Here is a 21,940-nt window from a genome sequence, read left to right on the forward strand (position 1 = left end):
ATCTTAGTGATATCACTTCGATAGCAAAGGCGGAGCTCATGGAACGACGCGCTCTCCGAGTCAACGGATTCGCCGTGCTGGCCGGGCTGGTGGTCCTCGGGATCGCCCTGGCCCTGGCCGCGCAGGCGGCCGACCCGGCACTGCTGCCCTACGCCGCGATCCTGTGGGGGATCATCGCGATGATCGTGGCCACCGGCTTCGTGGTGATCAACCCGAACGAGGCGAAGGTGGTGCAGTTCCTGGGCCGCTACATCGGGTCGGTGAACGACGCGGGCTTCCAGTGGGTGCCGCCGCTCACCAGCAGGCGGCGGATCACCCTGCGGGTGCGCAACTTCGAGACGGCCAAGCTCAAGGTGAACGACGCCAACGGCAACCCCGTGGAGATCGCGGCCGTCGTCGTCTACAAGGTGATCGACACCGCCACGGCCGCGTTCTCCGTCGACGACTACGAGAACTACGTGGCGATCCAGTCTGAGGCGGCCGTCCGGCACCTGGCCACCACCCACCCCTACGACAACCACGAGGAGGACGGCACCAGCCTGCGTGACGGCGCCGAGGTGGCCGCCGAGCTCACCACCGAACTGAGCGAGCGCACCCAACTGGCCGGGGTGCAGGTGCTGGAGGCCCGGATCACCCACCTCGCCTACGCGCCGGAGATCGCCCAGGCGATGCTGGTCCGCCAGCAGGCCACCCAGGTCGTCGCGGCGCGCACGCAGATCGTCGCGGGCGCGGTAGGAATGGTGCAGCTCGCATTGAACAGGCTGGCCGAGGAGGGCGTCGTGGAGCTCGACGAGGAGCGCAAGGCACAGATGGTGTCCAACCTGCTGGTCGTCCTATGCGGTGACCGGGCGACCCAGCCGGTGGTCAACGCCGGCAGTCTGTATGCCTGAGCGCAAAAAGGTCCTGCTCAGGCTTGATCCGGCCGTCTACGAGGCGATCGCCAGGTGGGCGGCCGACGACCTGCGGAGCGTCAACGCCCAACTCGAGTACGCGCTGCGCCTGGCCCTGCGGGGAACGGGCCGCGACGTCAAACGGACCGAGCCGGAATCGGCCGGGCGAGACGACGCAACAGAGCGGGATAACGCCGACGAGCCGGACAAGTCATCTGATTGAGACGTGAGAAGCTTCCGTTAACGCATTCGCCGGACGACACTCAGTGCATGTCGTGGGTGGGAAAGTCCGCAGCGGAGATCGCGGAGGCCGTACGACGGGGAAGGGTCACCGCGCCGGCGGTCGTCGAGGCGCACCTCCAGACGATCGCCAAGTACGACGAGCGCATCGGGGCGTTCCGCAAGGTCCGCACCGAGCGGGCACTCGCCGAGGCGCGGGCCGTACAGGGGCGGGCCGACCTGGAGGCGCTGCCACTCGCCGGAGTGCCCGTCGCGATCAAGGACAACGTCGCGATCCGGGGCGAGGCGATGCGCAACGGATCCGCGGCGACGTCCAACTCCGCCGCCACCGAGGACCATCCGGTGGTGAGCAGGCTCAGAGCGGCGGGCGCGGTGATCGTGGGGATCACCAACGTGCCGGAGCTGTGCCTGGTGGGGTTCTCCGACAGCGTGTACGGCGTGACGCGCAATCCCTGGGACCTGAAACGCACACCCGGCGGGTCGTCGAGCGGAAGCGCGGCGGCCGTCGCGGCGGGGATGGTCCCGCTGGCCCACGGCAGCGACGGGCTCGGCTCACTGCGCATCCCGGCCGCCTGCTGCGGGCTCGTCTCGATCAAGCCGGGGCAGGAGGTGGTCCCCGCGCCCGAGCGCGACTGGCACGGGATGTCGGAGAACGGCCCGCTGGCCACCACCGTGACCGACCTCGCCCTGGCGCTGGCGGTGATGGCCGGTGACATGTCCCTGGCGACCCCCGGCGAGAGCGAGTCCCTCGAATTCGGCAGCGCCATCGACGACTATCCGGGCGGGCTCACCCCGGCGGAGCCGGTGAAGCTGCGGATCGCGATGGCTCCCGCGCCGCTGCCCCCGGGGTTCGCGGTGGACGCCGAATTCCAGAGGGCGGTGGTCGAGGCCGCGGACACGCTCGGCGCCGCCGGCCACACCGTGGTGGAGCACGACGCCCGGATGCCCGGCTGGCTCGGCTCCGCGGCGATCGCCGCCTGGCTGGCCTGCGCCCGGCAGGAGACCGAGGGGCTCGACCCGCGCAGGCTGGAGCAGCGCACCAGATCCCTGGCGAAGATGGGCCGGCTGCTCGCCCGGATCGGGATGGACGGCTCGGCGGGCCGCGACCGCTGGCGCGCCTACGGTGCCGACCAGTGGTTCGGCAACGCCGACGTGCTCATCACCCCGACACTCGCCGCCGTCCCCCCGCCCGTCGGGCGCTGGGGCCGGCGCGGGCTGCTGCCCAACGTGCGCACCAACGTGACGTACGCCCCCGCCACCGCGGCCTGGAACATGGCCGGCTGGCCCGCGATGACGGTCCCGTACGGCTGGCACTCCACCGGCATGCCCATCGGCGTCCAGCTCGTCGCCGCTCCGGGTGGCGAGTCCCAGCTCCTGGCCCTGGCCGCCCAGCTGGAGAGCGCCCACCCCTGGCTCCGCCATGCCCCACTCGACTGACGGTCCCCCGGCGCCCGGCGCCGCCGCGCCGCGCGCCGTACGGCATGCGCCTCGTGGAGTAGCCGGTCATCGCCCCGGAGGGGGTACCTCGCCGCCGTCGACCTGAGGTGACCAAGTAAGGGGCCGGGTGGCCGGGTACGGGGGGCGGCCGGGTCAGGTCGGCGCGGGCACCGGCCGGGCCTCCGCCCGCGCGATGCGCGCCTTGACGTCGCGGAAGTGCAGCCGCATCGCCTCCCGGGCGGCCTCGGCGTCCCGAGCGCGAAGCGCCGCCACGATCCGGTGGTGGTTGACGAGGATCTCCGCGGTCCGCTCCTCCGGCGGGCCGAGCGTCGGCTCGACCTCGTGGTAGACGTCCCAGAACAGGCCGATCAGCTGCAGCACCAGCTCGTTGCCGCACGACTCGTATAGCAGCGCGTGGAACGCCCGGTCGGCCTCCCGGTCCCGATCCATGGCGTTGACCAGGGCGTCCAACGCGGCGAGCCGGGGAGCGCTGGTGCTCTGGGCCACCTGGCCGATCAGCCCGGTCTCGAGCAACTCGCGGACCTCGACCAGCTCGTGCAGCGCGCGGATCCCGCCGCCCGGCCCCGAACGCACCTGGAAGGCGAGCGACGGGGTCAGCACGTCGAGCGAGGCGTGCCCGACGAACGTCCCATGACCGTGCCGGATCTCGACGATGCCCAACGCCCGCAGGGCCCGCACGGCCTCGCGGACGCTGTTGCGGCTCGCCCCGAGCAGATCCATCAACTGCACTTCGGTCGGCATCGGTGACCCGGGGGCCAGTCCGCGCTCGTGGATCAGGGCGACGATGCGCTCTTGAAGCGACACGCCGTCACGCATACGCATGCTGCCTCCCGGCTCGTCGAAGACTTTGCGTCCAAACATCCCACCTCTCGGTCCTGGAAGGCCAGGCGGGGCAGGAAATTTTACGCCGACGACATGGATGGGCCACCGGACGGACGTGATTTGTTCCCACCCGGTCAAGACGTAGGATGTCCTCCACTGCCGGATGATCCACGACCGGCATCCGGATGCCGTCAAGGCGCGGCGATGGCGCCCACCGGGGGCCCGTGAGCACCATCGCCAAGCGGTTCGTGTCCCTTCAGCCGACGTCGTCGAACGGCAGCCGCAGCCCGAGCTGACCGCCGATCGGAAGGTTCCGCTGCCGGATCAGGTCCAGCTCGGTGCCGGTGAGAGCGCGCCGGTAGACGCGTACCTCATCCAGCGTCCCGCGGAAGCGGTCCACCCCGTCCAGCCGCTGTCCGATGTGGATGCCCTCAAGCCCGAACTCCTTGCCGAGGGTCAGCGAACCGGCCGGCGCCGCCGCCGCCGAGACCTGCACGCCGTCCACCAGGAGTCGGAGCTCGCCGCGTACCCGCTGGAGCGCCACGAAGTGCCACTGCCCGTCGTTGTACGCGCTCGGCGACTGTACGGTCACGTCGAACCGGTCGACGGAGAGGACCGCCCGGATGCGGTTGCCGGCCGGTTCGGCCCGCAGCCACAGTGCCGGCGGGTTGGTGCCCCGGTCCACCCGGTGGAACCAGAGGATCGAGTGCGCGCCGACCCGGTCCGAGTACCGGATCCAGGAGGTCAGCGTGAAGTCCTTCGCGCCGAGGTCGACGGAGTCGTCGAACGGCACCTCCACCCGGTCGTCCACCCGGTCCAGGGCCAGCCCGTCGCCGAACCGCCCGTCGGTGGTCTGCGCCCCACCGCGGACATACGCCTCGTTGCGGTACGGCGACGTGTCCGGCGTCGTCGGGCCCGGCGCCGGAGGTCCGGGGATGCCGGGCGGGGTGCCGTTCGGCGTCTCCAGGTACGCCTCGTTGAACCGCGCGAACCGGATCTGCTCGTACGGCGTGACGGTGCCGGCCTCGTACATCAGGGCCGCCTCGTCGCCGTCCAGACGCACCATGTCCGAGTACGCCGACGGCCCCCAGTAGAAGACCTTGCCCTCGTCCCAGGTCTCGAAGCGGCGCCCCTCGTCGTAGGACGACCGGATCCCCATCGCCTCCCGGGCGCCCGGGTGCATCGGCGAGGAGAAGAGGAGTCGCTCGTCGCCGAACCGCAGCAGCGACGCCTGGACGTCGGTCGTCGCCGGCGCCGGCATGGTGCGGAACGGCGCGTCCCACGTCTCGCCGCCGTCACCGCTGGTCGCGTACCCCCGGCTGCCCTCGTCGGTGCCGCGCTCGCGGGCCGAGGCGTAGATCCGCCCGTCGGTGAGCTCGACGACGGTGACCTCCTGGGCGATGACCGTGCCGTCGTCGCGGGACGTCTCGGCGCCGATGTTCCAGGTCGTCCCGCTGTCGTCGCTGTAGAGCAGGTGCGTGCCGTAGACGTGCTTGCCGGCCTGGTCCAGGCTCTCGAAACCCGCCCCGACGACCAGCCGGCCGGCGTGCGGGCCGAGCTTGAGCTGGATGCCGTGCATCGGGCCGGTGGCGTACCAGAAGTTCCACTCCGGACGCTTGCCCTCGGTCATCTCCCTGGCGGCCGACCAGGTCGTCCCGTGGTCGTCGCTGAACTGCACCCAGGGGTCACGGTCACAGCCGTTCGGGCACGGCTCCGCACCGTTGTGGGTGCTCACCAGCACGACCCGCCCGGTGCGCTCGTCGACGATCGGCACCGGGTTGCCGTGGGTCGTGCCGTTGCCCTCCGAGATCACCTGCAGTGGCCCCCAGGTCCGCCCGCCGTCGGCGGAACGGCGCAGCACGAGGTCGATGTCCTCGTCGTCGCCGCAGTCCTTCACCCGCCCCTCGGCGAACGCCAGGACCATGCCGTTCGTGGCCCGCACCACGGCGGGGATCCGGAAGCAGCCGTATCCGAAGTCGCCCTGCTTGTAGAGCACCTGCTCGTCCACGAACGGTGCGGTGCCGCCGGTCGCGCGAGCCTCGAAGGTCTCCGTCGGCGCCGCGGTCGCCGGCGCGCCGAACGCACTGACGAGTAAGCCGGCGAGCACCATTACGGCGCCCGCCCGGCGGCGACGGAAGCGCCCGGTACGGCCGCCCTCCGGGGGATAAGCATCGTGCATGTCCTCGCCCTTCCTGACGGGAGAAGTTACGAGGAGACATCCTACGTCCAACGTAGGATGTTAAATAGATCGTGAACGTGGAATGTTCACCGGAGGGCGAATGTGTTGCCGGCCTATACCAGCGCGTCCGGTGCCAGAACTGATGCAGGGCGGTTGACCTGGTCTTCCAGGCTCGGTTGTCGCCGGTTCGCCTTCGGTCGCATCGCATCGTGGCCGTCCGCGACAGCAAGGACGAGAGCCGGCACCGCTCTTCACCCCGAGTGCGTGGCGTGCGTTCCTCGGCGGCATCAGGAACGGCGAGTCCGACTGAGCGCGCGTACCGAACCCCGAAGAGGTTCCACGGCGAGCGGCCCTGAAGTGGTGGGAGAGGGTGGCCGCAGGCGACGGCGGCCCACCCTGAGCAGCACCCAAAAGATGGCTTCAGCGTCGGCGGGACCGCTGGGCGGCCCGTAAGCGAGCGGCTACGACGGGCACGCCGTACGGCCGGACAGCCTGGCGCGGAGGTGGGCGGGTGTTCCGGCCGGCTTGGAAAAAAGCCAGGAACCGTCGCGCCCGCGCCCAGGCCGGAGGCCGGGATCACCAGGCGGCAACCACCACGCCGGCCGGAACACCCGCCCACCGCAGCGCGACCAGACCCCGGCCCTCGTCCCGGGACCAGGCCTTCCTGCCCTCGTCCCGGTACCGGGGCTTCCTGCCCTCGTCCCAGTACCGGGTCTTCCTGGCCCCTGTCCCAGGACCGGCGGGCCGGTCAGACGCCGGTGGGGTGCCAGACGGTCTTGGTCTCCAGGAAGGCCGTCAGGCGCTTGGTACCGGGATCAGCCGACCAGTCGGTCACGGCGGGGCGCAGGACGCGCTTGAGGTTCTCCGCCGCCTCCTGCTCGCACCTGACCGCCAGCTCCGGGTCGGCGACCCCGGTCAGGTCGATGGCGTTGACGTCCATGTGCGCGGCCAGCCAGGGCGCGATCTCCTTGACCGAGCCGGTGAGGATGTTGACCACGCCACCGGGCAGGTCGGAGGTGGCGAGCACCTCGGCCAGGGTGATGGAGGGCAGCGGGGCCCGCTCGCTGGCGATCACGACGCAGGTGTTGCCCGTGGCGATCACCGGGGCGATCACCGAGACGAGCCCGAGCAGGGGCTCGTCCGGGGCGACCACCGCGACCACGCCGGTCGGCTCCGGCGAGGAGACGTTGAAGTAGGGACCGGCGACCGGGTTGGTCGCCCCGGCCACCGAGGCGATCTTGTCGGTCCAGCCGGCGTACCAGACCAGCCGGTCGACGGCCGCGTCCACGACGTCCCCGGCCTTCTTCGTGCCCGTCTCGGCCAGCTCGGCGACGAACTGCGCCCGGCGGCTCTCCAGCATCTCGGCGACGCGGTAGAGGATCTGCCCCCGGTTGTACGGGGTCGCGCCCGACCAGCCGCCGAAGGCCTTGCGCGCGGCGGAGACGGCGTCGCGGGCGTCCTTGCGGGAGGCCTTCGACGCGTTGGCCAGGAAGTCACCCTTGGAGGAGGTCACGACGTAGGACCTTCCGCTCTCCGACCGCGGGAACGCCCCGCCGATGTACAGCTTGTAGGTCTTGCGTACGGCCAGCCGTACGGGCTCGCGGCCACTCGGCCGCTCGGCCTTACTCATCTCCCTGCCCTCTCCACATGCTCTCCTGCTGCGCCAGCCGGGCCGGCACGAAGATCTGACCGCAGCGGCTCACCCCGCACCGGTGGGCGAACCAGCCCCTCGGCGCGGGACGGCCGGCACGGGCGTAGTCATGGTCCCGGGTGCTCTGGGCCCGGCGGTCGCGGCGCCTGGCCGCGTGCTGCTCACACATCGAGATACGCCTCCAACCCATGGCGTCCGCCTTCCCTGCCGTATCCGGACTCCTTGTAACCTCCGAACGGGGAAGTGGGGTCGAACTTGTTGAAGGTGTTGGCCCAGACGACCCCCGCGCGGAGCCGGTCCGCCATCCACAGGATGCGCGAGCCCTTCTCCGTCCACACACCGGCGGACAGGCCGAAGGGGGTGTTGTTGGCCTTCTCGACGGCCTCGGCGGGGGTACGGAAGGTCAGCACGGACAGGACCGGGCCGAAGACCTCCTCGCGGGCGATCCGGTGCGACTGGGCGACGCCGGTGAAGATCGTCGGCGGGAACCAGAAGCCCTTGTCGGGCAGCGGGCACACCGGGGACCAGCGCTCGGCGCCCTCCGCCTCTCCGAGGTCCGACAGCTCGCGGATCCTGGCAAGCTGGGCGGCGGAGTTGATCGCCCCGATGTCGGTGTTCTTGTCCAGCGGGTCGCCCAGGCGCAGTGTGCCCAGCCGCCGCTTCAGCGCGTCGAGCAGCTCCGTGGCGATCGACTCCTGGACCAGCAGGCGGGAGCCCGCACAGCAGACGTGCCCCTGGTTGAAGAAGATCCCGTTGACGATGCCCTCGACGGCCTGGTCGAGCGCGGCGTCGTCGAACACGATGTTGGCGGCCTTGCCGCCGAGCTCCAGGGTGACCTTCTTGCCCGACCCGGCGACGGAGCGGGCGATCAGACGGCCGACCTCGGTGGAACCGGTGAAGGCGACCTTGTTCACGTCCGGGTGGTTCACCAGGGCCGCGCCGGTCTCGCCCGCGCCGGTCACGATGTTGACCACGCCCGGCGGGAGGTCGGCCTGCCGGCAGATCTCCGCGAACAGCAGCGCGCTCAGCGGGGTGGTCTCGGCCGGCTTGAGGACGACCGTGTTGCCGGCGGCCAGCGCGGGCGCGATCTTCCACGCGAGCATGAGCAGCGGGAAGTTCCACGGGATGACCTGGCCGGCGACGCCGAGCGGCCGCGGATCCGGACCGTACCCGGCGTAGCCGAGCTTGTCGGCCCAGCCCGCGTAGTAGAAGAAGTGCGCCGCGACCAGCGGCAGGTCGACGTCGCGGGACTCGCGGATCGGCTTTCCGTTGTCCAGGGTCTCCAGCACGGCGAGTTCGCGCGCACGCTCCTGGATGATGCGGGCGATCCGGAAAAGGTATTTCGCCCGTTCGGAGCCGGGCATCGCCGACCAGGTGGTGAACGCCTCGCGGGCGGCCCGGACGGCCCGGTCGACGTCGTCGGCGGAGGCGACGGCCACCTCGGCCAGGACCTCCTCGGAAGCGGGGTTGATCGTCTTGAGGGACGTGCCCGACCCGTCGGTGAACTCACCGCCGATGAAGAGGCCGTAGGACGACTTGATGTCGACGACGTCGCGGGATTCGGGAGCCGGTGCGTATTCGAACATCGATCAGTCCAGGGTGAAGTAGTCGGGGCCCGCGTACCGGCCGGTTGCCATCTTCTGCCGCTGCATGAGCAGGTCGTTGAGCACACTGGACGCGCCGAGACGGAACCAGTCGGGGTCCAGCCAGCCCTCGCCGACGGTCTCGTTGACCAGGACGAGCATCTTGACGGCGTCCTTGGTGGTCCGGATGCCACCCGCCGGCTTCACGCCGACCTTGCGGCCGGTCGCGGCGAGGAAGTCACGCACCGCCTCCAGCATGACCAGCGTCACCGGGAGGGTCGCGGCGGGCTGCACCTTGCCGGTGGAGGTCTTGATGAAGTCGCCCCCGGCCAGCATGGCCAGCCAGGACGCACGCCGTACGTTGTCGTAGGTCGCGAGCTCGCCGGTCTCCAGGATCACCTTCAGGTGCGCACCTTGCTTGTCTCCGGAACGACCGCAGGCGGCCTTGATCGCGGCGATCTCCTCGAAGACCTTCAGGTAGTCGCCCGCGAGGAACGCGCCCCGGTCGATCACCATGTCGATCTCGTCGGCCCCGGCCGCCACCGCGAAGGCGGTGTCGGCGACCTTGACCTCCAGGGACGAGCGCCCGCTGGGGAACGCGGTGGCCACGCTGGCCACCTTCACGCCGGAGCCGCCGAGTGCGGCGACCGCCTGGGCCACCAGGTCGGGGTAGACGCAGACCGCGGCCACCGAGGGCACGGTCGGGTCACTCGGGTCGGGACGGACCGCCTTGGCGCACATCGCCCTGACCTTGCCCGGCGTGTCGGCGCCTTCGAGGGTTGTCAGGTCCACCATGCGGATGGCCAGGTCGATGGCCTCCGCCTTGGCCGTCGTCTTGATCGATCGGGTGCCGAGCATCGCAGCCCGCTGGTCGGCGCCCACACGGTCGACACCGGGCAGGCCGTGCAGGAAAGCTCGCAGCGTGACGTTGGACGCGGCCACGTCGGCGAGCGGAGTAGTCATAGTTGACACCTCTCCAGCATGCCGACTGGTGTGATTAGTTCCAAACTGGACACTGCCCAGCCCCACCACTCCTTTTCGTCAACATTCGCCGACGTGAGCGGCGGTCATGGCGGGGTGCCGTACCCACGGCCCCGCGACCTCCTCCTGCCGAGCGCCGATGTGTCGTCCGGCGGATCGTCCGCGGGCCCGGGGAGCAGGCCGGGAGGGCGTGTTCCGGCATGCCTAGGACGGTGGCCGGTGGGACCTAGGTAGTCCTACGGCGGGGCTCGTCCGGTAGATAAGGCATCCGCCCGATGTGAGGGTGGGGGTCTTAGGACGAATCTTGAGTGTGTAAGGAACCGCACCACTCAAGGAGAACTCGACATGAGTCCCGAACTGCACCTCCAGATGATCGACAGCCGCACCACCGAGCTCCGCAGGGCGGCGGCCGACTACCGCCTCGCCCGCCAGGCCGAGGCCGCCAAGAAGCGCCGCTCTGCGGGAGGTCTCCGCCGGAGCCTCTTCGGCAAAATCATCCCGGCATGACCCTGTCACGAGAGCCCGGCCGCCTCCGCTCGCCCGGCCGGGCCTCTCAGCCCCCGTAAGCCTTTTCGCCGAACGATAAATAGGGCAATAACCCCCAAAGGGCATGGCATGCTGGACGACATGATGGGTCGGGCGGTAAGCCCCGTCTTCGTGGGGCGGGAGACGGAGCTCGCGGGCCTGGCCGAGGCCTTCGAGCAGGCACGTGACAACGCGGCCGCGGCCGTCCTGCTCGGCGGCGAGGCGGGGGTCGGCAAGACCCGGCTGATCGGGTCCTTCGCCGAGCGGGCCGCGGCCGACGGGGCTCATGTGCTCATCGGCGGCTGCGTGGAACTGTCCACGGAAGGCCTCGCCTACGCCCCGTTCACCGCGGCCATCCGTCAGCTCGTCCGCGAGTGCGGCGCCGAGAAGGTCGCGGCGATGCTGCCGGACGGCGGCGCACGCGACCTGGCCCGGCTGCTGCCCGAGTTCGGCGAGCCCAGCGGCGACGTCGAGAGCGACACCGCACGCGCCCGGCTCTTCGAACAGATCCTCACGCTCCTGGAGCGGCTGGCCGAACGCCGCCCGGTGATCCTCGTCATCGAGGACATCCACTGGGCCGACCGTTCCAGCCGCGACCTGATCGCCTTCCTCAGCCGGAACCTGCGCACCACACCGGTCCTGATGGTCCTCACCTACCGCTCCGACGACCTGCACCGCCAGCATCCGCTCCGGCCGGTGCTCGCCGAGCTCAACCGGGTCGACGGGGTCCTCAGGCTGGACCTGCCCCGGCTCACCCAGGACGAGGTGGCCGCCCAGATGGCCGGCATCCTCGGCATCAACCCCGAATTCTCCCAGGTCGACAAGGTTTTCCAGCGCAGCGAGGGCATCCCGCTGTTCGTCGAGGCGCTGGTCGACTGCGGGGGCGAGTGCTCCTTCCCCGAATCCCTGCACGACCTGATCATCGGTTCCGTCGAGCAGCTCCCCGACGAGACCCAGCGGGTGCTGCGCATCGCCGCGGCCGGCGGGATCCGGGTGGGTCACGAACTGCTCGCCGCGGTCAGCGGGCTGTCCGACGTCGACCTGGAGGACGCGCTGCGTCCCGCCATCTCCGCCAACGTGCTGCAGATCGCCGACGGCCGCGCCTACGCCTTCCGCCACTCGCTGATCCGCGAGGCCGTACACGACGAGCTGCTGCCCGGCGAGCACGTACGGATGCACGCCCGCTTCGCCGAGGAGATCGGCAGGGACCGCGGGCTGGTGCCGCGAGGCCGGGCCGCCGTCGAGATCGCCCACCACTGGTACTCCGCCCGCGACGACCTCTGGGCCCTCATCTCCGCCTGGGAGGCGGCGGGCAAGGCCGCGAAGACCTTCGCCTACAACGAGAAGCTCCAGCTCCTGGAGCGGGTGCTCACCCTGTGGAGCAAGGTCCCCGACGCCGCGGAGCGGATCGGCGTGGACCACACCACGGTTCTGGAACAGGCGTCGGAGGCGGCCCACGCCTGCGGCGAGGTCGAGCGGGGCGGCCGGTTCGTCAAGGCCGCGCTGGAGGAGCTCGACGAGCGGACCTCGCCCGCACGGGTGGCCGAGCTGGTCGTACGGCGGTCGCAGTTCAAGATGTCCAAGCGGAAGCCGGGCGCGCTGGACGACCTCCGCTACGCCGAGCGGCTCGTCCCCGAACCGGGGCTGGACCGCGCCAACGTGCTGTCCAGGCTCGGCTCCTACCTGATGTTCAGCGGCGAGGTGACCGAGGGGACGACGCTCACCGAGGAGGCGCTGCGGATCGCCCGCGAGCACGGCGACGAGTGCCTGGAGGCCGACCTGCTGCTCAACCTCGCCCTGGGCCACTCGATCGCCGGACGCCTCGACACCACGATCGCCGTCAACTCGACCGCCCAGGCGATCGGCGAGCGCGTCGGCTCCGGCCGGATCATCCTCCGCGCCCTCGCCAACACCGTGGACACGCTGAACAACATGGGCCGCTCGGCCGAGGCGATCGAGCTGGCGCTCGAAGGCGAGCGGCTCGCCCGGGACTACGGCCGCTACCGCGTCCAGGGCACGTTCCTGGCCAACAACAGGGCGGAGGCCCTGGAGGCGCTGGGCCGGTTCGACGAGGCGGCCGAACTGGCCGACCGGGCGCTGATGATGGATCCCACCCTGCGCACCCGCCACCACCTGCGTCGCATCCGCGCCGACGTGGCGATCGCGCGAGGCGAGATCGACGTGGTCAGATCCGTGCTGAACGAGGTGGACGCCTTCTCTGTCCAGGAGGAGTTCACCCAGGAGCTGTCCGCCAACGCCCGGCTCAGGATAGGCCTGCACCTGCTGAGCGGCGAGCCGCTCGCCGCCCTGGGAGTGGCCGAGGAGGCCGTCCACATGGCGCAGATCCTCAGCAAGCCCATGCTGGGCTGGCGGATACTCGCCCTGCTGTCCGGAATCTGCGAGGCCACCGAGACACTCGCGCCCGAGCGGGCGGCGGCACTGCGCGGCCAGATCGAAGACGCCGGGGCCACGATGACGGCGGACAGCCCGGTGGCCGAGGCCTACCGCCTCTGCTTCAACCGCGACCACGACGCCGCGGCCACCGCCTGGGAACGGCTGGACCGGCCCTTCATGCGCGTCAAGTCGCTGCTCCACGCGGGGCGGGCCGCGGCCGGCGCCGGTGACCGCGATGGCGCCGCCGTACGGCTGCGCACGGCCCATCCCCTCGCGGTCGCGCTGTCGGCGCAGCCGTTGATCACGGAGATCGAGTCCCTGGCCCGCCGGGTCGGGGCCCCGCTGGAGCAGGAGCCGTCTCCGGAGAGCTCCCCCGCGCTCGTCCCGATGCTGACTCCGCGCGAGCAGGAGGTGCTCCGACTGGTCGCCCAGGGACGGTCGAACCGCGACATCGCCACCGAGCTGTTCATCTCCGCCAAGACGGTGAGCGTGCACGTCTCGAACATCCTGGGCAAGCTCGGGGTCTCCACCCGGGGCGAGGCCGCGGCGGCGGCGCATCGGCTGGCCCTGATCGGCTGATTCACGTACGGCGGGTCGGCTGGTCCACGGGCCGGCTGGTCCGCGTACGGTGGGGCGGCGGTCTGGGTGGGGGTTTCGCGGTGCGCGCTGCGGTGGGTGGGTGTTCCGGCCGGCCGTCGCAGTCGCCGTCTCGTTTTTCAGGCCTCCGGCCTGACGGGCGCGACGGTTGCGGTTTTTTATAAGCCGGCCGGAACACCCACCCACCTCCGCGCCAGGCTGCCGCGCCGTACGGCGTGCGGACCGCAGTTGCTTGCTTCCGGACCGCCCATCGGGCTCTTTGACGCTGAAGCGATCCGTGCGGGGCCGTTCAGGGCCGGTCGCCGTAGCTGACGCGTTCCTCTCCGACCAGTGCAGGGCCGAGCGCCCTGGGGATGGAGGGCCGAGTGCGTTTTCTCATGGTGGTGCTCCCTGGCGAGTGATCGTTTGTTGGGAAGCGCACGGCTGATTCGCTTGAGAGGCGTGCACTTCCCAACGAACGATCTTCAAACGGGGTGAGGTCGCCACTCCGAGGAGGTGTCGCTCACGCATCGCGTAGCCGTAACAGCAGGCCACCGCCCAGGAGCGCCGCGGCGGCCCAGGCTGCGAGCACGCCGAGGCCCGCCCACGGGCTGAGGGGCAGGCTGGAGAGGTGGGTGGTCGCCTGGATGGCGAGCCCCGCGTTCATCGGCGAGATCTGCCACAGGAGCTTGGCGGCGTCCTCGTCGGGGATCATGAGAATGATGGCCGGGAAGAGGTAGAGCAGACCGAGGACGACGCCGATCGCGGTCGCGGAGTCCCGTACGGCGGTGGCGATGCCCAGGCTGAACAGGGCGATCAGCGCGAGGTAGAGCACCGAGCCGACGGCGGCGCGCAGCATCGGCCCGTCGGTGAGGGCCGGCAGCTCAGGGGCGAAGCCGTTGTCGAGCAGGATGACCCGCCCGGCCAGCGCGGACGCGAGCACCGCGACGCTTCCCGCGGTCAGCGTCAGCCCGGTGAGGATGACGGCCTTGGCGGACAGGACGGTGATCCGTCCCGGCAGCGCCGCCAGGGTGGTGCGGATCATGCCGGTGCCGAACTCTCCGCTGATCGCCGGTACGGCCAGGATGGCGACGACCGCCTGGCCCGCCTGGATCCCGAAGAGGCTGATCTTGGCGGGGTCGTGGCCGCAGTCGGCCGGGGTGCAGGACACGACGGCGGCCGCCGCGACGCTCACGGCGACGGTCAGTGCGACAAGAGCGAGCAGGAGCCAGCCGGTTCCTGGCAGTGTGCGTAGTTTCGTCCATTCCGCATGCAGGTGCTGTCTCATGCGTCCCTCCGGCGTAGCCGGAAGACGGCCAGGCCGAGGGCGAGCGCGGCGTAGCCGGCCGGCACGGCGAAGCCGGCCCACGGCGCCAGCGGGTAGAAACCGGCGATCGGCGCGTAGTGACCGAGCACGTGGGCGTACTCCGGGATGCTCTGCTGGATCGCGAAACCGGCGGCCGGAGTGACGCGCAGTAGCCACTGCGCCGCGGTGTCGGGCAGGGCGGAGGTGGTCGCGAGGACATGCGGGACCACGATCATCACGATGGCGGCGATGACCGCCCCGACGCCGCGCCGGAACAGGGCACCGAGGGCGAGGGCGAGCACGGCGGCGACGGCGAGCAGCGCCGCCGTGCCGACGACGATGCGCACCTCGGTGAGCCAGGACACCGGAAGGATGTGGTTGCCGTTGGCGCGCAGAATCCGAGCACCGAACGTGAGCGTGCTCGCGGTGGCGGCGAGTCCGGCGACGAAGGTGACCGCGGCGATCGTGAGGGCTTTGGCCGCCAGCATCCGGCCGCGGTGCGGGACAGCGATCAGGGTGGTGCGGATGAGCCCGCTCCGGTATTCGGCAGTGACGAACATCACCGCCACCACGATCACCACGATCAGCCCGGCCAGCAGGCCGGTGAGGGTGCGCTCGACGGTCTGGCCTTCGGTGGACGGGGCGATGTCGCCGACTCCGGTGACGCTGAACATGCCACCGGATTCGCCGGCGCGGCCTGGGTGGTGGGACGACCCGTCGGGCTCTTTCGTGACGCCTATGTCGTCGTTGCGCCAGGCGCCGCCGGCTGTCTCGCCCGCCAGGTCGACCCGGTCCACGACGGCCGTGGCCTCGGTGAAGCGCGCTGCCGAGACGGACCCGCCGAGATCTCCCTGCGTCACCGTCAGATCGCCGGGCGAGGTGGCGAAGAGCCCGATCTCGACCGTGGCCGGCAGCCCGGACAGGCGGGCGGTGCCGACCTCGGCCCAGTCGGTGCCGTCGGTGGACTCGTACCCGGTGAGGGTGTCACCGGAGCGGGTCAGTCGCAGCCAGCGCGGGGAGTTCTTCGACACCCCTCCCGGACGGCCGGCCACATCGTGGGTGAAGTTGTGCTGCATCCGCACCCCGTGCGCACCGGTGACCATCACCGCCGCGTAGGCCGAACCCTGCTCCGTGCTCTGCTTGACCATGACCCCGGCCTTCGCCCACGGCACGAGCCCGGAAACGACGTTCCGGACGCCGGGGGTGACGTCGGGCTTGCGGATCTGGCCGGTCATGGAGGTCACCCGGGCGGTGATGCCGCCGTCACCGGCCAGCGTCCGATGCACGAAGAAGAACTTGTCTTCCACGGCTTCGCCACCCGGCCCCACAGGAACCGCGGGACAGGCGACCTCGGTCGGCCCGCCGGCGCACGAGGCATGGCTGCCTGAGGCGGACGACAGGCCGAGCAGCACGATGACCAGCGCTCCCGCCGTCATGGCGATCACCCAGCCGCGGACCGTCCTGAACTTGGTCCACTCGGCACGCAGCAGCCGGACCGGACCGCCAGGTCCAGCACGGTTCACGGTGGCGGTCATCGCGCCCCCCGGAATTCGACCGCGTCCTTGGTGAGCTCCAGGTACGCCTCCTCCAGCGTCGCGCGGTGCGCGGACACCTCGGAGAACGGCACCGCGGCGGCGTTGAGCAGCGCCACGACGTGCTCGGCCGGCAGCCCCGAGACGGTGAGCGTGTCGCGTCCGGTGACGGCCACGGTGGCACCGGCGCGGGTCAGCGCCGACATCGCGGGCTCTCGGGCCGTCGTGCGCAGCGTGACCCGGCCGTCGGAGGTGGCGGCGATCAGGTCGGCCACGCCGGTGTCGGTGATGACCCGACCGCGGCCGACCACCACGAGATGGTCGGCGGCATCCTGCAGTTCGCTCATCAGGTGGCTGGAGATCAGCACGGCACGTCCTTCGGCGGCCAGCGAGCGCAGGAAGCCGCGGATCCACACGATGCCCTCGGGGTCGAGGCCGTTGACCGGCTCGTCCAGCATGAGCACCGGTGGGTCGCCGAGCAGCGCGGAGGCGATCCCCAGCCGCTGGCGCATGCCCAGTGAGAAGCCACCCGCCCTGCGCCGGGCCACCGAGGTCAGCCCGACCTGCTCGATCACCTCGTCGACCCGCCTCGTGGTCAGCCCCTGGGAGTGCGCGAGCCACAGCAGGTGGTTGCGGGCGCTGCGGCTCGGCTGCAGCGCGGCGGCGTCCAGCAGCGCCCCGATGTGACGCATCGGGTCGCGCAGGCTCTTGTACGGCCGCCCGCCGACCAGCGCGCTGCCCTCGTCGGCCGCGTCCAGGCCGAGGATCACCCGCATCGTGGTGGATTTGCCCGCGCCGTTGGGCCCGACGAAGCCGGTGACCTGCCCCGGTCTGACGGTGAAGGACATCCCGTCCAATGCCAGGGTCGGCCCGAAGCGTTTGCGCAGGCCGTTGACTTCGATGGTTGCTTGCATGGGTTCGGTTGTACGGACACGGCCATAACGTGGGCCGAACGGAGGCCGTCATGCCGTTGTTAGGTCCGGGACGGCATCCTGGAGGGCGACACGGAACGGGAGAAGACCGATGAAGAATCTGCGGCGTCTGGCGCTGCCGGGCCGCACCGTACGGCTGCGCTTCACCGCCCTGTACGGTGCCCTGTTCCTGCTGTCCGGCGTCGGACTGCTGACCGTCGCCAACCTGGTGACCCTCGGGTCGTCGACGGTCTCAGTGCCTGCCGGGAACCCTTCACTCCAGCGGCCCACGCTCGCGGCCGCCCAGGAGCTCATCGGCCTGCTCCAGGTTCGGCTCTCGGAGATGCAGACGCTCCAGTCGCGCCAACTCCTGATCAGCTCGGTGGTCGCGCTTGCCGTCATGGCGGTGGTGTCGGTCGTACTGGGCCGGATCGTCGCAGGCCGGGTGCTGCGCCCGTTGCGGACGATCACCGCGGCCACCCGGCGGATCTCCGCCGACAACCTGCACGAGCGGCTCGCCGTACCGGGCCCCGCCGACGAGGTGAAGGACCTCGCCGACACCGTCGACGGGCTGCTGGAACGCCTGGAGGGCTCCTTCGCCGCGCAGCGCAGATTCGTCGCCGACGCCTCCCACGAACTGCGCACCCCGCTGGCGACCATGCGGGCGTCGCTGGACGTGGCCGTCGCCAAGCCGGAGCCCGTACCGGCGCAGACGATCGCGCTCGCCGACCGGCTCCGCACCGAACTCGACCGGGTGGACCGGCTTCTGGACGGCTTCCTCATGCTCGCCCGCACCCAGCACGGCGCCCTGTCCGACCGTGCGACGATCTCGCTCGGCCGCGTGGTGTCCGCGGCCTTGGAGGCCCGAGCCGCCGACATCACGGACAAGGGCCTGACTGTCCACGACGGCGACGTCCAGGATAGTGCCTGGACGCAGGGCAGTCGCACGCTCCTGTCCCGTATGGTCGACAACGTGATCGACAACGCGGTCACCCACAACCACGACGGCGGCTGGATCCGGGTCGCCACCACGGCCGACGGCACGACGGCGCGAGTCATCGTGGAGACCGGCGGGCAGGTTCTCGACCAGGAGCAGCTCGCGAGGCTGGCCCAGCCGTTCCAGCGGCTCGGCGCGGACCGGACCGGCTCCGACCACGGCTCCGGGCTCGGACTGTCGATCGTCTCGGCCGTCGCCACGGCGCACGGCGGCAACCTGGACCTGCATGCCCGGCCCGAAGGCGGTCTCCGGGTCGCCGTGTCCCTGCCGCTGGCAGGTGGCCCGGCGTGAGGGTGCTGGTGGTCGAGGACGCGCGCTCCCTCGCCGCCGTCCTGGTCGAGGGTCTACGCGATCAGGGCATGGCCGTGGACGTGGCGCACGACGGCCTGGAGGCCGCGGCCAAACTCGACCTCAACGCCTACGACGTGGTCGTCCTCGACCGCGACCTGCCGGGGATCCACGGTGACACCCTCTGCCAGATGATCACTGAACGCGACGACCACGTCATGGTCCTGATGCTGACCGCGTCCGGCTCGCCCGGCGACCGGGTCAGCGGCCTGACTCTGGGGGCCGACGACTATCTCGCCAAGCCCTTCCACTTCCCCGAACTGGTCGTGCGCATCCGCTCCCTGGCCCGTCGACGGCCCTTCGCCCGTGCCCGCACCCTGCGCGCGGCGGGCATCGAGCTCGACCCCACGCACCGCACCGCCACCCGCGACGGCCGTAAGCTCGACCTGTCGGTCAAGGAATTCGCCCTCCTCGAAGCCCTGCTACGCGCCACCCCGGCCTTTCTCAGCACCGAGGACCTGCTCGAACAGGTCTGGGACGAACACGCCGACCCGTTCACCAACACCGTCACCGTCACCGTCGGCCGGCTACGCCGCAAACTCGGCGCCCCCTCGATCATCACCACCACACCCGGCGTGGGCTACCGCATCGCCGACCTGCCCGGTTAAGGCCCGGCTGCCGGTCGGCCGCGCCGCGGAGCCGGTGTTCCATCCTGGGCAAACTCGGAGTCTCCACCCGGGGCGAGGCCGCCGCGGCCGCCCACCGGCTGGCCCTGATCGGTTGACGTGCTGCATCATTGGACCGGTCGGAACCGGCGAGAGGGGAAGCGCGTGCAGGGCGAAAACGGCATCGCCGTCGGCATGGTCCCGTCCCCCTCCGAGGCGGTGGGAGTGCGCGGCGCGATCGCCGCCAACCTGCGCCGCGCCCGCCTGGCCCGCGGTCTCAGCGTCCGCGAGCTGGCCGAGCTGACCGGGGTGAGCAAGGCGCTGATCTCCCAGGTCGAGCGGGGCGTGGCCAACCCGACGGTGGAGGTGCTGTCGCGGCTGGCGGCCTCGCTGGAGCTGACCTTCGGCGAGCTGACCCGGATCCACCTGGTGGGGCCCGAGGTGATCCGCAGGAGCGAGAGCGTCCCCCTGGCGGTCGGCGACACCGCGATCCGGACCCTGTTCGCCGCTCCGGACCGGCGCCGCTTCGAGCTGGCCGAGGGCGACATCCCGGCGGGCACCCGCAGCGCCAAGAGCTCGCACGGACGGGGCTCGGTGGAGCACGCCTACGTCGTCGAGGGCGAGGTGACCGTCGAGACCGACGAGTGGTCGGTGACCCTCACCACGGGCGACGCCCTGCGGTTCGCCTCGGAGTCCGACCACGTCTACACCACCGGCACCGCTCCCTGCCGGGTCCTGACGCTGATCTCCTTCTCCGAGGACTGACACCTCCGTACGGCTCCGCGCAGCGCGACGCGCCGTACGCCGGGGCGCGGCCACATCCCCGATGAGGATGTGCTTCCCGGCGGACGGTCACCGAGGCAGGCAGGGCCCGGGAGCGGTGACGGGCAGGCGGAACCAGACGATGTTGCCCGTCGTGTCGCGGCAGGCTCCCCAGCCCGTGGCGATGAGGTCGACCAGGAGCAGGCCGCGTCCGCCGTCGCTGTCGGCATCGGCGGCACGGACGAAGGGCACGCTGGTCGCCGAACCGTCGTCGATGACCTCGACGTGGACGAAACCGCCGCCGAACCCCAGGCACACCATCACCGATCCGCCGGGGGCGCGTCCGGAGTCGGAGTGGACGACCGCGTTGGTCACCACTTCGCTGAGCAGCAGCACCAGGTCGTCGACGGTGGTGTCGGAAGCCGTGCCGGTGAGCAGCTCTCGGGCCCACTGGCGAACGGTGGCCACCGAGCCGGGGGTGGCGGAGAACTCGGCGTGGGCCAGCAGACGCAGCGCGCTCCAACGGGGGAAGGCTGCCTGGTGCCGTTCGTAGCGGCAGGCGGTCTGCGAGGACGCGATCATGGAGTCACCGCCGAGGCGATGACGTCGGCGACGTTGTCGGCCTCGGCCCACACCCACGCGCCGGATCGCCAAGGCCGTGCCCGCCCTGACCGGCCGGTGAAGACCCATCCGCGGGAGCGGTGGACGGCGGTGATGCGGGCACGGGTCTCGCCCGCCAACCTGATTTCCAGGACCGGGTGACCGGTCGGGGGCAGCACCAGGGAGGTGCCCACTCCCAGCCGGCGCAAGTCCCGCCCCAGCCGCACCAGACGGGTGAACCGCTCTTCCGGATCGCTTGTGCTCATGACACTGGCCTCCTGCTGTGGAGTCGTTTCGCGACGTGCTTGGTAGGTGCACTCATACGTGTATGTGGGAAAGAGCGTCAGCCTTGCCAACCTCAGAGGTTGCCCACCGAGAGTGACCAATGGCAACAGAAAGTAAGTGCCTCGTCATAGTGAGTCCGCATGATGCGACCTGTCAATGCACTGTGCAGATTCAGGCTAATCTGCTTACCCGTAGCACTCTGTTGATCGTCACATCACACTGGGTGCATGACACCGACCTACAGCCCTACCGTTCGGCTCCGGCGTCTCGCTCGGGAGCTACGCAGGATGCGGGAGGCAAGCGGGCTGAACCCCGAGGACGCGGCCGCTCGACTCGGATGGAGTCGCAGCAAGGTGAGCCGGATCGAAACGGGTCGCACCCGTGCCAGTGCCACCGACATCGCCAATGCCTGCGACCTGTACGGCGCCGACTCATCGGTTCGCGCCGGACTGATCCAACTGGCTAAAGAAGTACGTCAGCGGGGATGGTGGACCGCCTACGCCGACGTGTTCACCGGCTCCTACATCGGCCTGGAAGATGAAGCGGCCCTGATCCACCAATGGGAGGTGCAACTCGTTCCCGGCTTGCTGCAGACCGAGGACTACGCCCGCACGGTGATCAGCGCCGGAAGGCCGGAACCGTACGACGCCGATGATATTCAGCGGCGGGTCATGGCCCGTATGGCCCGACGCACGTTACTCAGCCGCCCTGACGCGCCGCAGCTCTGCGCCGTGATGGACGAAGGTGTCGTTCGGCGCCCGATCGGCGGCCACCAGCTGATGCGCGACCAGCTGGAAGCTCTGCTGGTTGCAGCCCGGCGCCCCAACGTGACGATCCGCGTGCTTCCTTACAGCGCTGGAGAGCACGCGGGGCTGGAGGGAGCGTTTACCGTCCTGTCTTTCTCGGAAGAGGTCGATCCCGACATCGCCTACGTGGAAGGTACCGCCGGTGATGTATATGTCGAGAGTTCAGATCACGTAGATCGCTATAAAATGGCATTTACGAGCATCTGTGATGCAGCTCTGTCCCCGGAGGACTCCATGAAGCTGATCGCCGACATCAAAGAACGGCTCACCCATGACTGATCTCTCAAAAGCCAACTGGCGCAAGAGCAGCTTGAGTGGCAGCGGCAACAACTGCGTCGAGGTGGCCGACAATCTGTCCGGCGTCGTGGCCGTCCGCGACAGCAAGGACCCGCACGGCCCGGCGCTGGTCTTCACTCCTGACGGCTGGCGCGCCTTCACCGGCGCAGTCAAGCGCGGGGAGTTCGACGACCTGGGGTGACGGGGATTCGG

At 70.5% G+C, this 21,940-nt stretch carries 21 protein-coding genes; 10 read left to right on the forward strand and 11 right to left on the reverse strand.

The features are described from left to right. Positions 1–38 precede the first annotated feature (38 nt). The 3 genes from OHA77_RS17400 to OHA77_RS17410 are packed head-to-tail and all read left to right on the forward strand — an operon-like array spanning position 39 to position 2,567. Entirely contained in the window at positions 39–890 is an 852-nt protein-coding gene (locus tag OHA77_RS17400; protein ID WP_406319084.1) for an SPFH domain-containing protein, read from the forward strand. After that, positions 883–1,113 carry a hypothetical protein gene (locus OHA77_RS17405; protein WP_406319086.1) on the forward strand — a complete coding sequence of 77 codons (231 nt, stop codon included), beginning with the start codon at positions 883–885 and terminating at the stop codon, positions 1,111–1,113. Before OHA77_RS17400 ends, OHA77_RS17405 begins: the two co-directional genes overlap by 8 nt. A 47-nt stretch (positions 1,114–1,160) precedes the next feature. Next, positions 1,161–2,567, forward strand: coding sequence for an amidase (locus OHA77_RS17410; protein WP_406319087.1), 1,407 nt, complete (start codon positions 1,161–1,163; stop codon positions 2,565–2,567). Between the two features lie 153 nt (positions 2,568–2,720). Here the strand turns inward: OHA77_RS17410 and OHA77_RS17415 are convergent, their stop codons facing one another. From OHA77_RS17415 to deoC, 6 genes are all read right to left on the reverse strand, one after another. Further along, positions 2,721–3,410: an FCD domain-containing protein gene (locus OHA77_RS17415; protein WP_326819590.1), complete on the reverse strand. Its 690-nt coding sequence runs from the start codon at positions 3,408–3,410 to the stop codon at positions 2,721–2,723. Positions 3,411–3,666: 256 nt separating this feature from the next. Further along, complete coding sequence (locus OHA77_RS17420; protein ID WP_406319088.1) at positions 3,667–5,589, reverse strand: exo-alpha-sialidase; 1,923 nt, start codon at positions 5,587–5,589, stop codon at positions 3,667–3,669. 748 nt (positions 5,590–6,337) lie between these two features. Then, complete coding sequence (locus tag OHA77_RS17425) at positions 6,338–7,219, reverse strand: aldehyde dehydrogenase family protein (protein WP_406319089.1); 882 nt, start codon at positions 7,217–7,219, stop codon at positions 6,338–6,340. Beyond that, positions 7,212–7,409: a hypothetical protein gene (locus OHA77_RS17430; protein ID WP_326819587.1), complete on the reverse strand. Its 198-nt coding sequence runs from the start codon at positions 7,407–7,409 to the stop codon at positions 7,212–7,214. Before OHA77_RS17430 ends, OHA77_RS17425 begins: the two co-directional genes overlap by 8 nt. Beyond that, positions 7,402–8,826: an aldehyde dehydrogenase family protein gene (locus tag OHA77_RS17435; protein ID WP_326819586.1), complete on the reverse strand. Its 1,425-nt coding sequence runs from the start codon at positions 8,824–8,826 to the stop codon at positions 7,402–7,404. Before OHA77_RS17435 ends, OHA77_RS17430 begins: the two co-directional genes overlap by 8 nt. A gap of 3 nt (positions 8,827–8,829) precedes the next feature. Next, complete coding sequence (gene deoC, locus OHA77_RS17440; protein WP_406319090.1) at positions 8,830–9,786, reverse strand: deoxyribose-phosphate aldolase; 957 nt, start codon at positions 9,784–9,786, stop codon at positions 8,830–8,832. Between the two features lie 363 nt (positions 9,787–10,149). Here deoC and OHA77_RS17445 point away from each other — a divergent pair, with 363 nt between their 5' ends. Continuing rightward, a complete protein-coding gene (locus tag OHA77_RS17445; RefSeq protein WP_406319091.1) occupies positions 10,150–10,311 on the forward strand; it encodes a hypothetical protein in 162 nt (53 codons plus the stop codon). Positions 10,312–10,419: 108 nt separating this feature from the next. Beyond that, complete coding sequence (locus OHA77_RS17450) at positions 10,420–13,302, forward strand: helix-turn-helix transcriptional regulator (protein ID WP_406319092.1); 2,883 nt, start codon at positions 10,420–10,422, stop codon at positions 13,300–13,302. Positions 13,303–13,822: 520 nt separating this feature from the next. Here the strand turns inward: OHA77_RS17450 and OHA77_RS17455 are convergent. From OHA77_RS17455 to OHA77_RS17465, 3 genes are read right to left on the reverse strand one after another with little or no spacing between them, the layout of a single operon-like run. Beyond that, on the reverse strand, positions 13,823–14,587 hold the full coding sequence (locus OHA77_RS17455; RefSeq protein ID WP_406319093.1) for an ABC transporter permease: 765 nt from the start codon (positions 14,585–14,587) through the stop codon (positions 13,823–13,825). Next, entirely contained in the window at positions 14,584–16,140 is a 1,557-nt protein-coding gene (locus OHA77_RS17460; protein ID WP_406319095.1) for a hypothetical protein, read from the reverse strand. The genes OHA77_RS17455 and OHA77_RS17460 overlap by 4 nt, the downstream gene beginning before the upstream one ends. After that, positions 16,137–17,051, reverse strand: a complete 915-nt coding sequence (locus OHA77_RS17465; protein WP_406319096.1) for an ATP-binding cassette domain-containing protein — start codon at positions 17,049–17,051, stop codon at positions 16,137–16,139. Before OHA77_RS17465 ends, OHA77_RS17460 begins: the two co-directional genes overlap by 4 nt. Before the next feature lie 109 nt (positions 17,052–17,160). Between OHA77_RS17465 and OHA77_RS17470 the strand changes: the two genes are divergently transcribed. From OHA77_RS17470 to OHA77_RS17480, 3 genes are all read left to right on the forward strand, one after another. Further along, complete coding sequence (locus tag OHA77_RS17470) at positions 17,161–18,336, forward strand: sensor histidine kinase (protein ID WP_406319098.1); 1,176 nt, start codon at positions 17,161–17,163, stop codon at positions 18,334–18,336. Beyond that, the gene (locus tag OHA77_RS17475; protein WP_406319099.1) at positions 18,333–19,001 is read left to right on the forward strand and encodes a response regulator transcription factor; all 669 of its coding nucleotides are present in this window, start codon (positions 18,333–18,335) and stop codon (positions 18,999–19,001) included. Before OHA77_RS17470 ends, OHA77_RS17475 begins: the two co-directional genes overlap by 4 nt. Before the next feature lie 162 nt (positions 19,002–19,163). Continuing rightward, positions 19,164–19,763, forward strand: coding sequence for a helix-turn-helix domain-containing protein (locus tag OHA77_RS17480; protein ID WP_406319100.1), 600 nt, complete (start codon positions 19,164–19,166; stop codon positions 19,761–19,763). A gap of 87 nt (positions 19,764–19,850) precedes the next feature. On the opposite strand, the gene OHA77_RS17485 is transcribed toward OHA77_RS17480, so the two are convergent. Both OHA77_RS17485 and OHA77_RS17490 read right to left on the reverse strand, forming a co-directional pair. After that, positions 19,851–20,342, reverse strand: a complete 492-nt coding sequence (locus OHA77_RS17485) for an ATP-binding protein (protein WP_406319101.1) — start codon at positions 20,340–20,342, stop codon at positions 19,851–19,853. Next, the gene (locus tag OHA77_RS17490) at positions 20,339–20,626 is read right to left on the reverse strand and encodes a hypothetical protein (protein WP_406319102.1); all 288 of its coding nucleotides are present in this window, start codon (positions 20,624–20,626) and stop codon (positions 20,339–20,341) included. The genes OHA77_RS17485 and OHA77_RS17490 overlap by 4 nt, the downstream gene beginning before the upstream one ends. Before the next feature lie 306 nt (positions 20,627–20,932). On the opposite strand from OHA77_RS17490, the gene OHA77_RS17495 reads away from it, so the two are divergent. Further along, positions 20,933–21,730, forward strand: coding sequence for a helix-turn-helix domain-containing protein (locus OHA77_RS17495; protein WP_406319103.1), 798 nt, complete (start codon positions 20,933–20,935; stop codon positions 21,728–21,730). Further along, the gene (locus tag OHA77_RS17500; RefSeq protein WP_406319104.1) at positions 21,723–21,929 is read left to right on the forward strand and encodes a DUF397 domain-containing protein; all 207 of its coding nucleotides are present in this window, start codon (positions 21,723–21,725) and stop codon (positions 21,927–21,929) included. Before OHA77_RS17495 ends, OHA77_RS17500 begins: the two co-directional genes overlap by 8 nt. Positions 21,930–21,940 lie beyond the last annotated feature (11 nt).

It is taken from the genome of Streptosporangium sp. NBC_01639 (assembly GCF_045209755.1).
GTDB lineage: Bacteria > Actinomycetota > Actinomycetes > Streptosporangiales > Streptosporangiaceae > Streptosporangium.

What these genes read in the sequence shown, in the direction of transcription:
- OHA77_RS17400 (WP_406319084.1), top strand. Translation starts at nt 39, where the DNA reads ATGGAACGACGCGCTCTCCGAGTCAACGGATTCGCCGTGCTGGCCGGG.
- OHA77_RS17405 (WP_406319086.1), top strand. Translation starts at nt 883, where the DNA reads ATGCCTGAGCGCAAAAAGGTCCTGCTCAGGCTTGATCCGGCCGTCTAC.
- OHA77_RS17410 (WP_406319087.1), top strand. Translation starts at nt 1,161, where the DNA reads ATGTCGTGGGTGGGAAAGTCCGCAGCGGAGATCGCGGAGGCCGTACGA.
- OHA77_RS17415 (WP_326819590.1), bottom strand. Translation starts at nt 3,410, where the DNA reads ATGCGTATGCGTGACGGCGTGTCGCTTCAAGAGCGCATCGTCGCCCTG.
- OHA77_RS17420 (WP_406319088.1), bottom strand. Translation starts at nt 5,589, where the DNA reads ATGCACGATGCTTATCCCCCGGAGGGCGGCCGTACCGGGCGCTTCCGT.
- OHA77_RS17425 (WP_406319089.1), bottom strand. Translation starts at nt 7,219, where the DNA reads ATGAGTAAGGCCGAGCGGCCGAGTGGCCGCGAGCCCGTACGGCTGGCC.
- OHA77_RS17430 (WP_326819587.1), bottom strand. Translation starts at nt 7,409, where the DNA reads ATGTGTGAGCAGCACGCGGCCAGGCGCCGCGACCGCCGGGCCCAGAGC.
- OHA77_RS17435 (WP_326819586.1), bottom strand. Translation starts at nt 8,826, where the DNA reads ATGTTCGAATACGCACCGGCTCCCGAATCCCGCGACGTCGTCGACATC.
- deoC (WP_406319090.1), bottom strand. Translation starts at nt 9,786, where the DNA reads ATGACTACTCCGCTCGCCGACGTGGCCGCGTCCAACGTCACGCTGCGA.
- OHA77_RS17445 (WP_406319091.1), top strand. Translation starts at nt 10,150, where the DNA reads ATGAGTCCCGAACTGCACCTCCAGATGATCGACAGCCGCACCACCGAG.
- OHA77_RS17450 (WP_406319092.1), top strand. Translation starts at nt 10,420, where the DNA reads ATGCTGGACGACATGATGGGTCGGGCGGTAAGCCCCGTCTTCGTGGGG.
- OHA77_RS17455 (WP_406319093.1), bottom strand. Translation starts at nt 14,587, where the DNA reads ATGAGACAGCACCTGCATGCGGAATGGACGAAACTACGCACACTGCCA.
- OHA77_RS17460 (WP_406319095.1), bottom strand. Translation starts at nt 16,140, where the DNA reads ATGACCGCCACCGTGAACCGTGCTGGACCTGGCGGTCCGGTCCGGCTG.
- OHA77_RS17465 (WP_406319096.1), bottom strand. Translation starts at nt 17,051, where the DNA reads ATGCAAGCAACCATCGAAGTCAACGGCCTGCGCAAACGCTTCGGGCCG.
- OHA77_RS17470 (WP_406319098.1), top strand. Translation starts at nt 17,161, where the DNA reads ATGAAGAATCTGCGGCGTCTGGCGCTGCCGGGCCGCACCGTACGGCTG.
- OHA77_RS17485 (WP_406319101.1), bottom strand. Translation starts at nt 20,342, where the DNA reads ATGATCGCGTCCTCGCAGACCGCCTGCCGCTACGAACGGCACCAGGCA.
- OHA77_RS17490 (WP_406319102.1), bottom strand. Translation starts at nt 20,626, where the DNA reads ATGAGCACAAGCGATCCGGAAGAGCGGTTCACCCGTCTGGTGCGGCTG.
- OHA77_RS17495 (WP_406319103.1), top strand. Translation starts at nt 20,933, where the DNA reads ATGCGGGAGGCAAGCGGGCTGAACCCCGAGGACGCGGCCGCTCGACTC.
- OHA77_RS17500 (WP_406319104.1), top strand. Translation starts at nt 21,723, where the DNA reads ATGACTGATCTCTCAAAAGCCAACTGGCGCAAGAGCAGCTTGAGTGGC.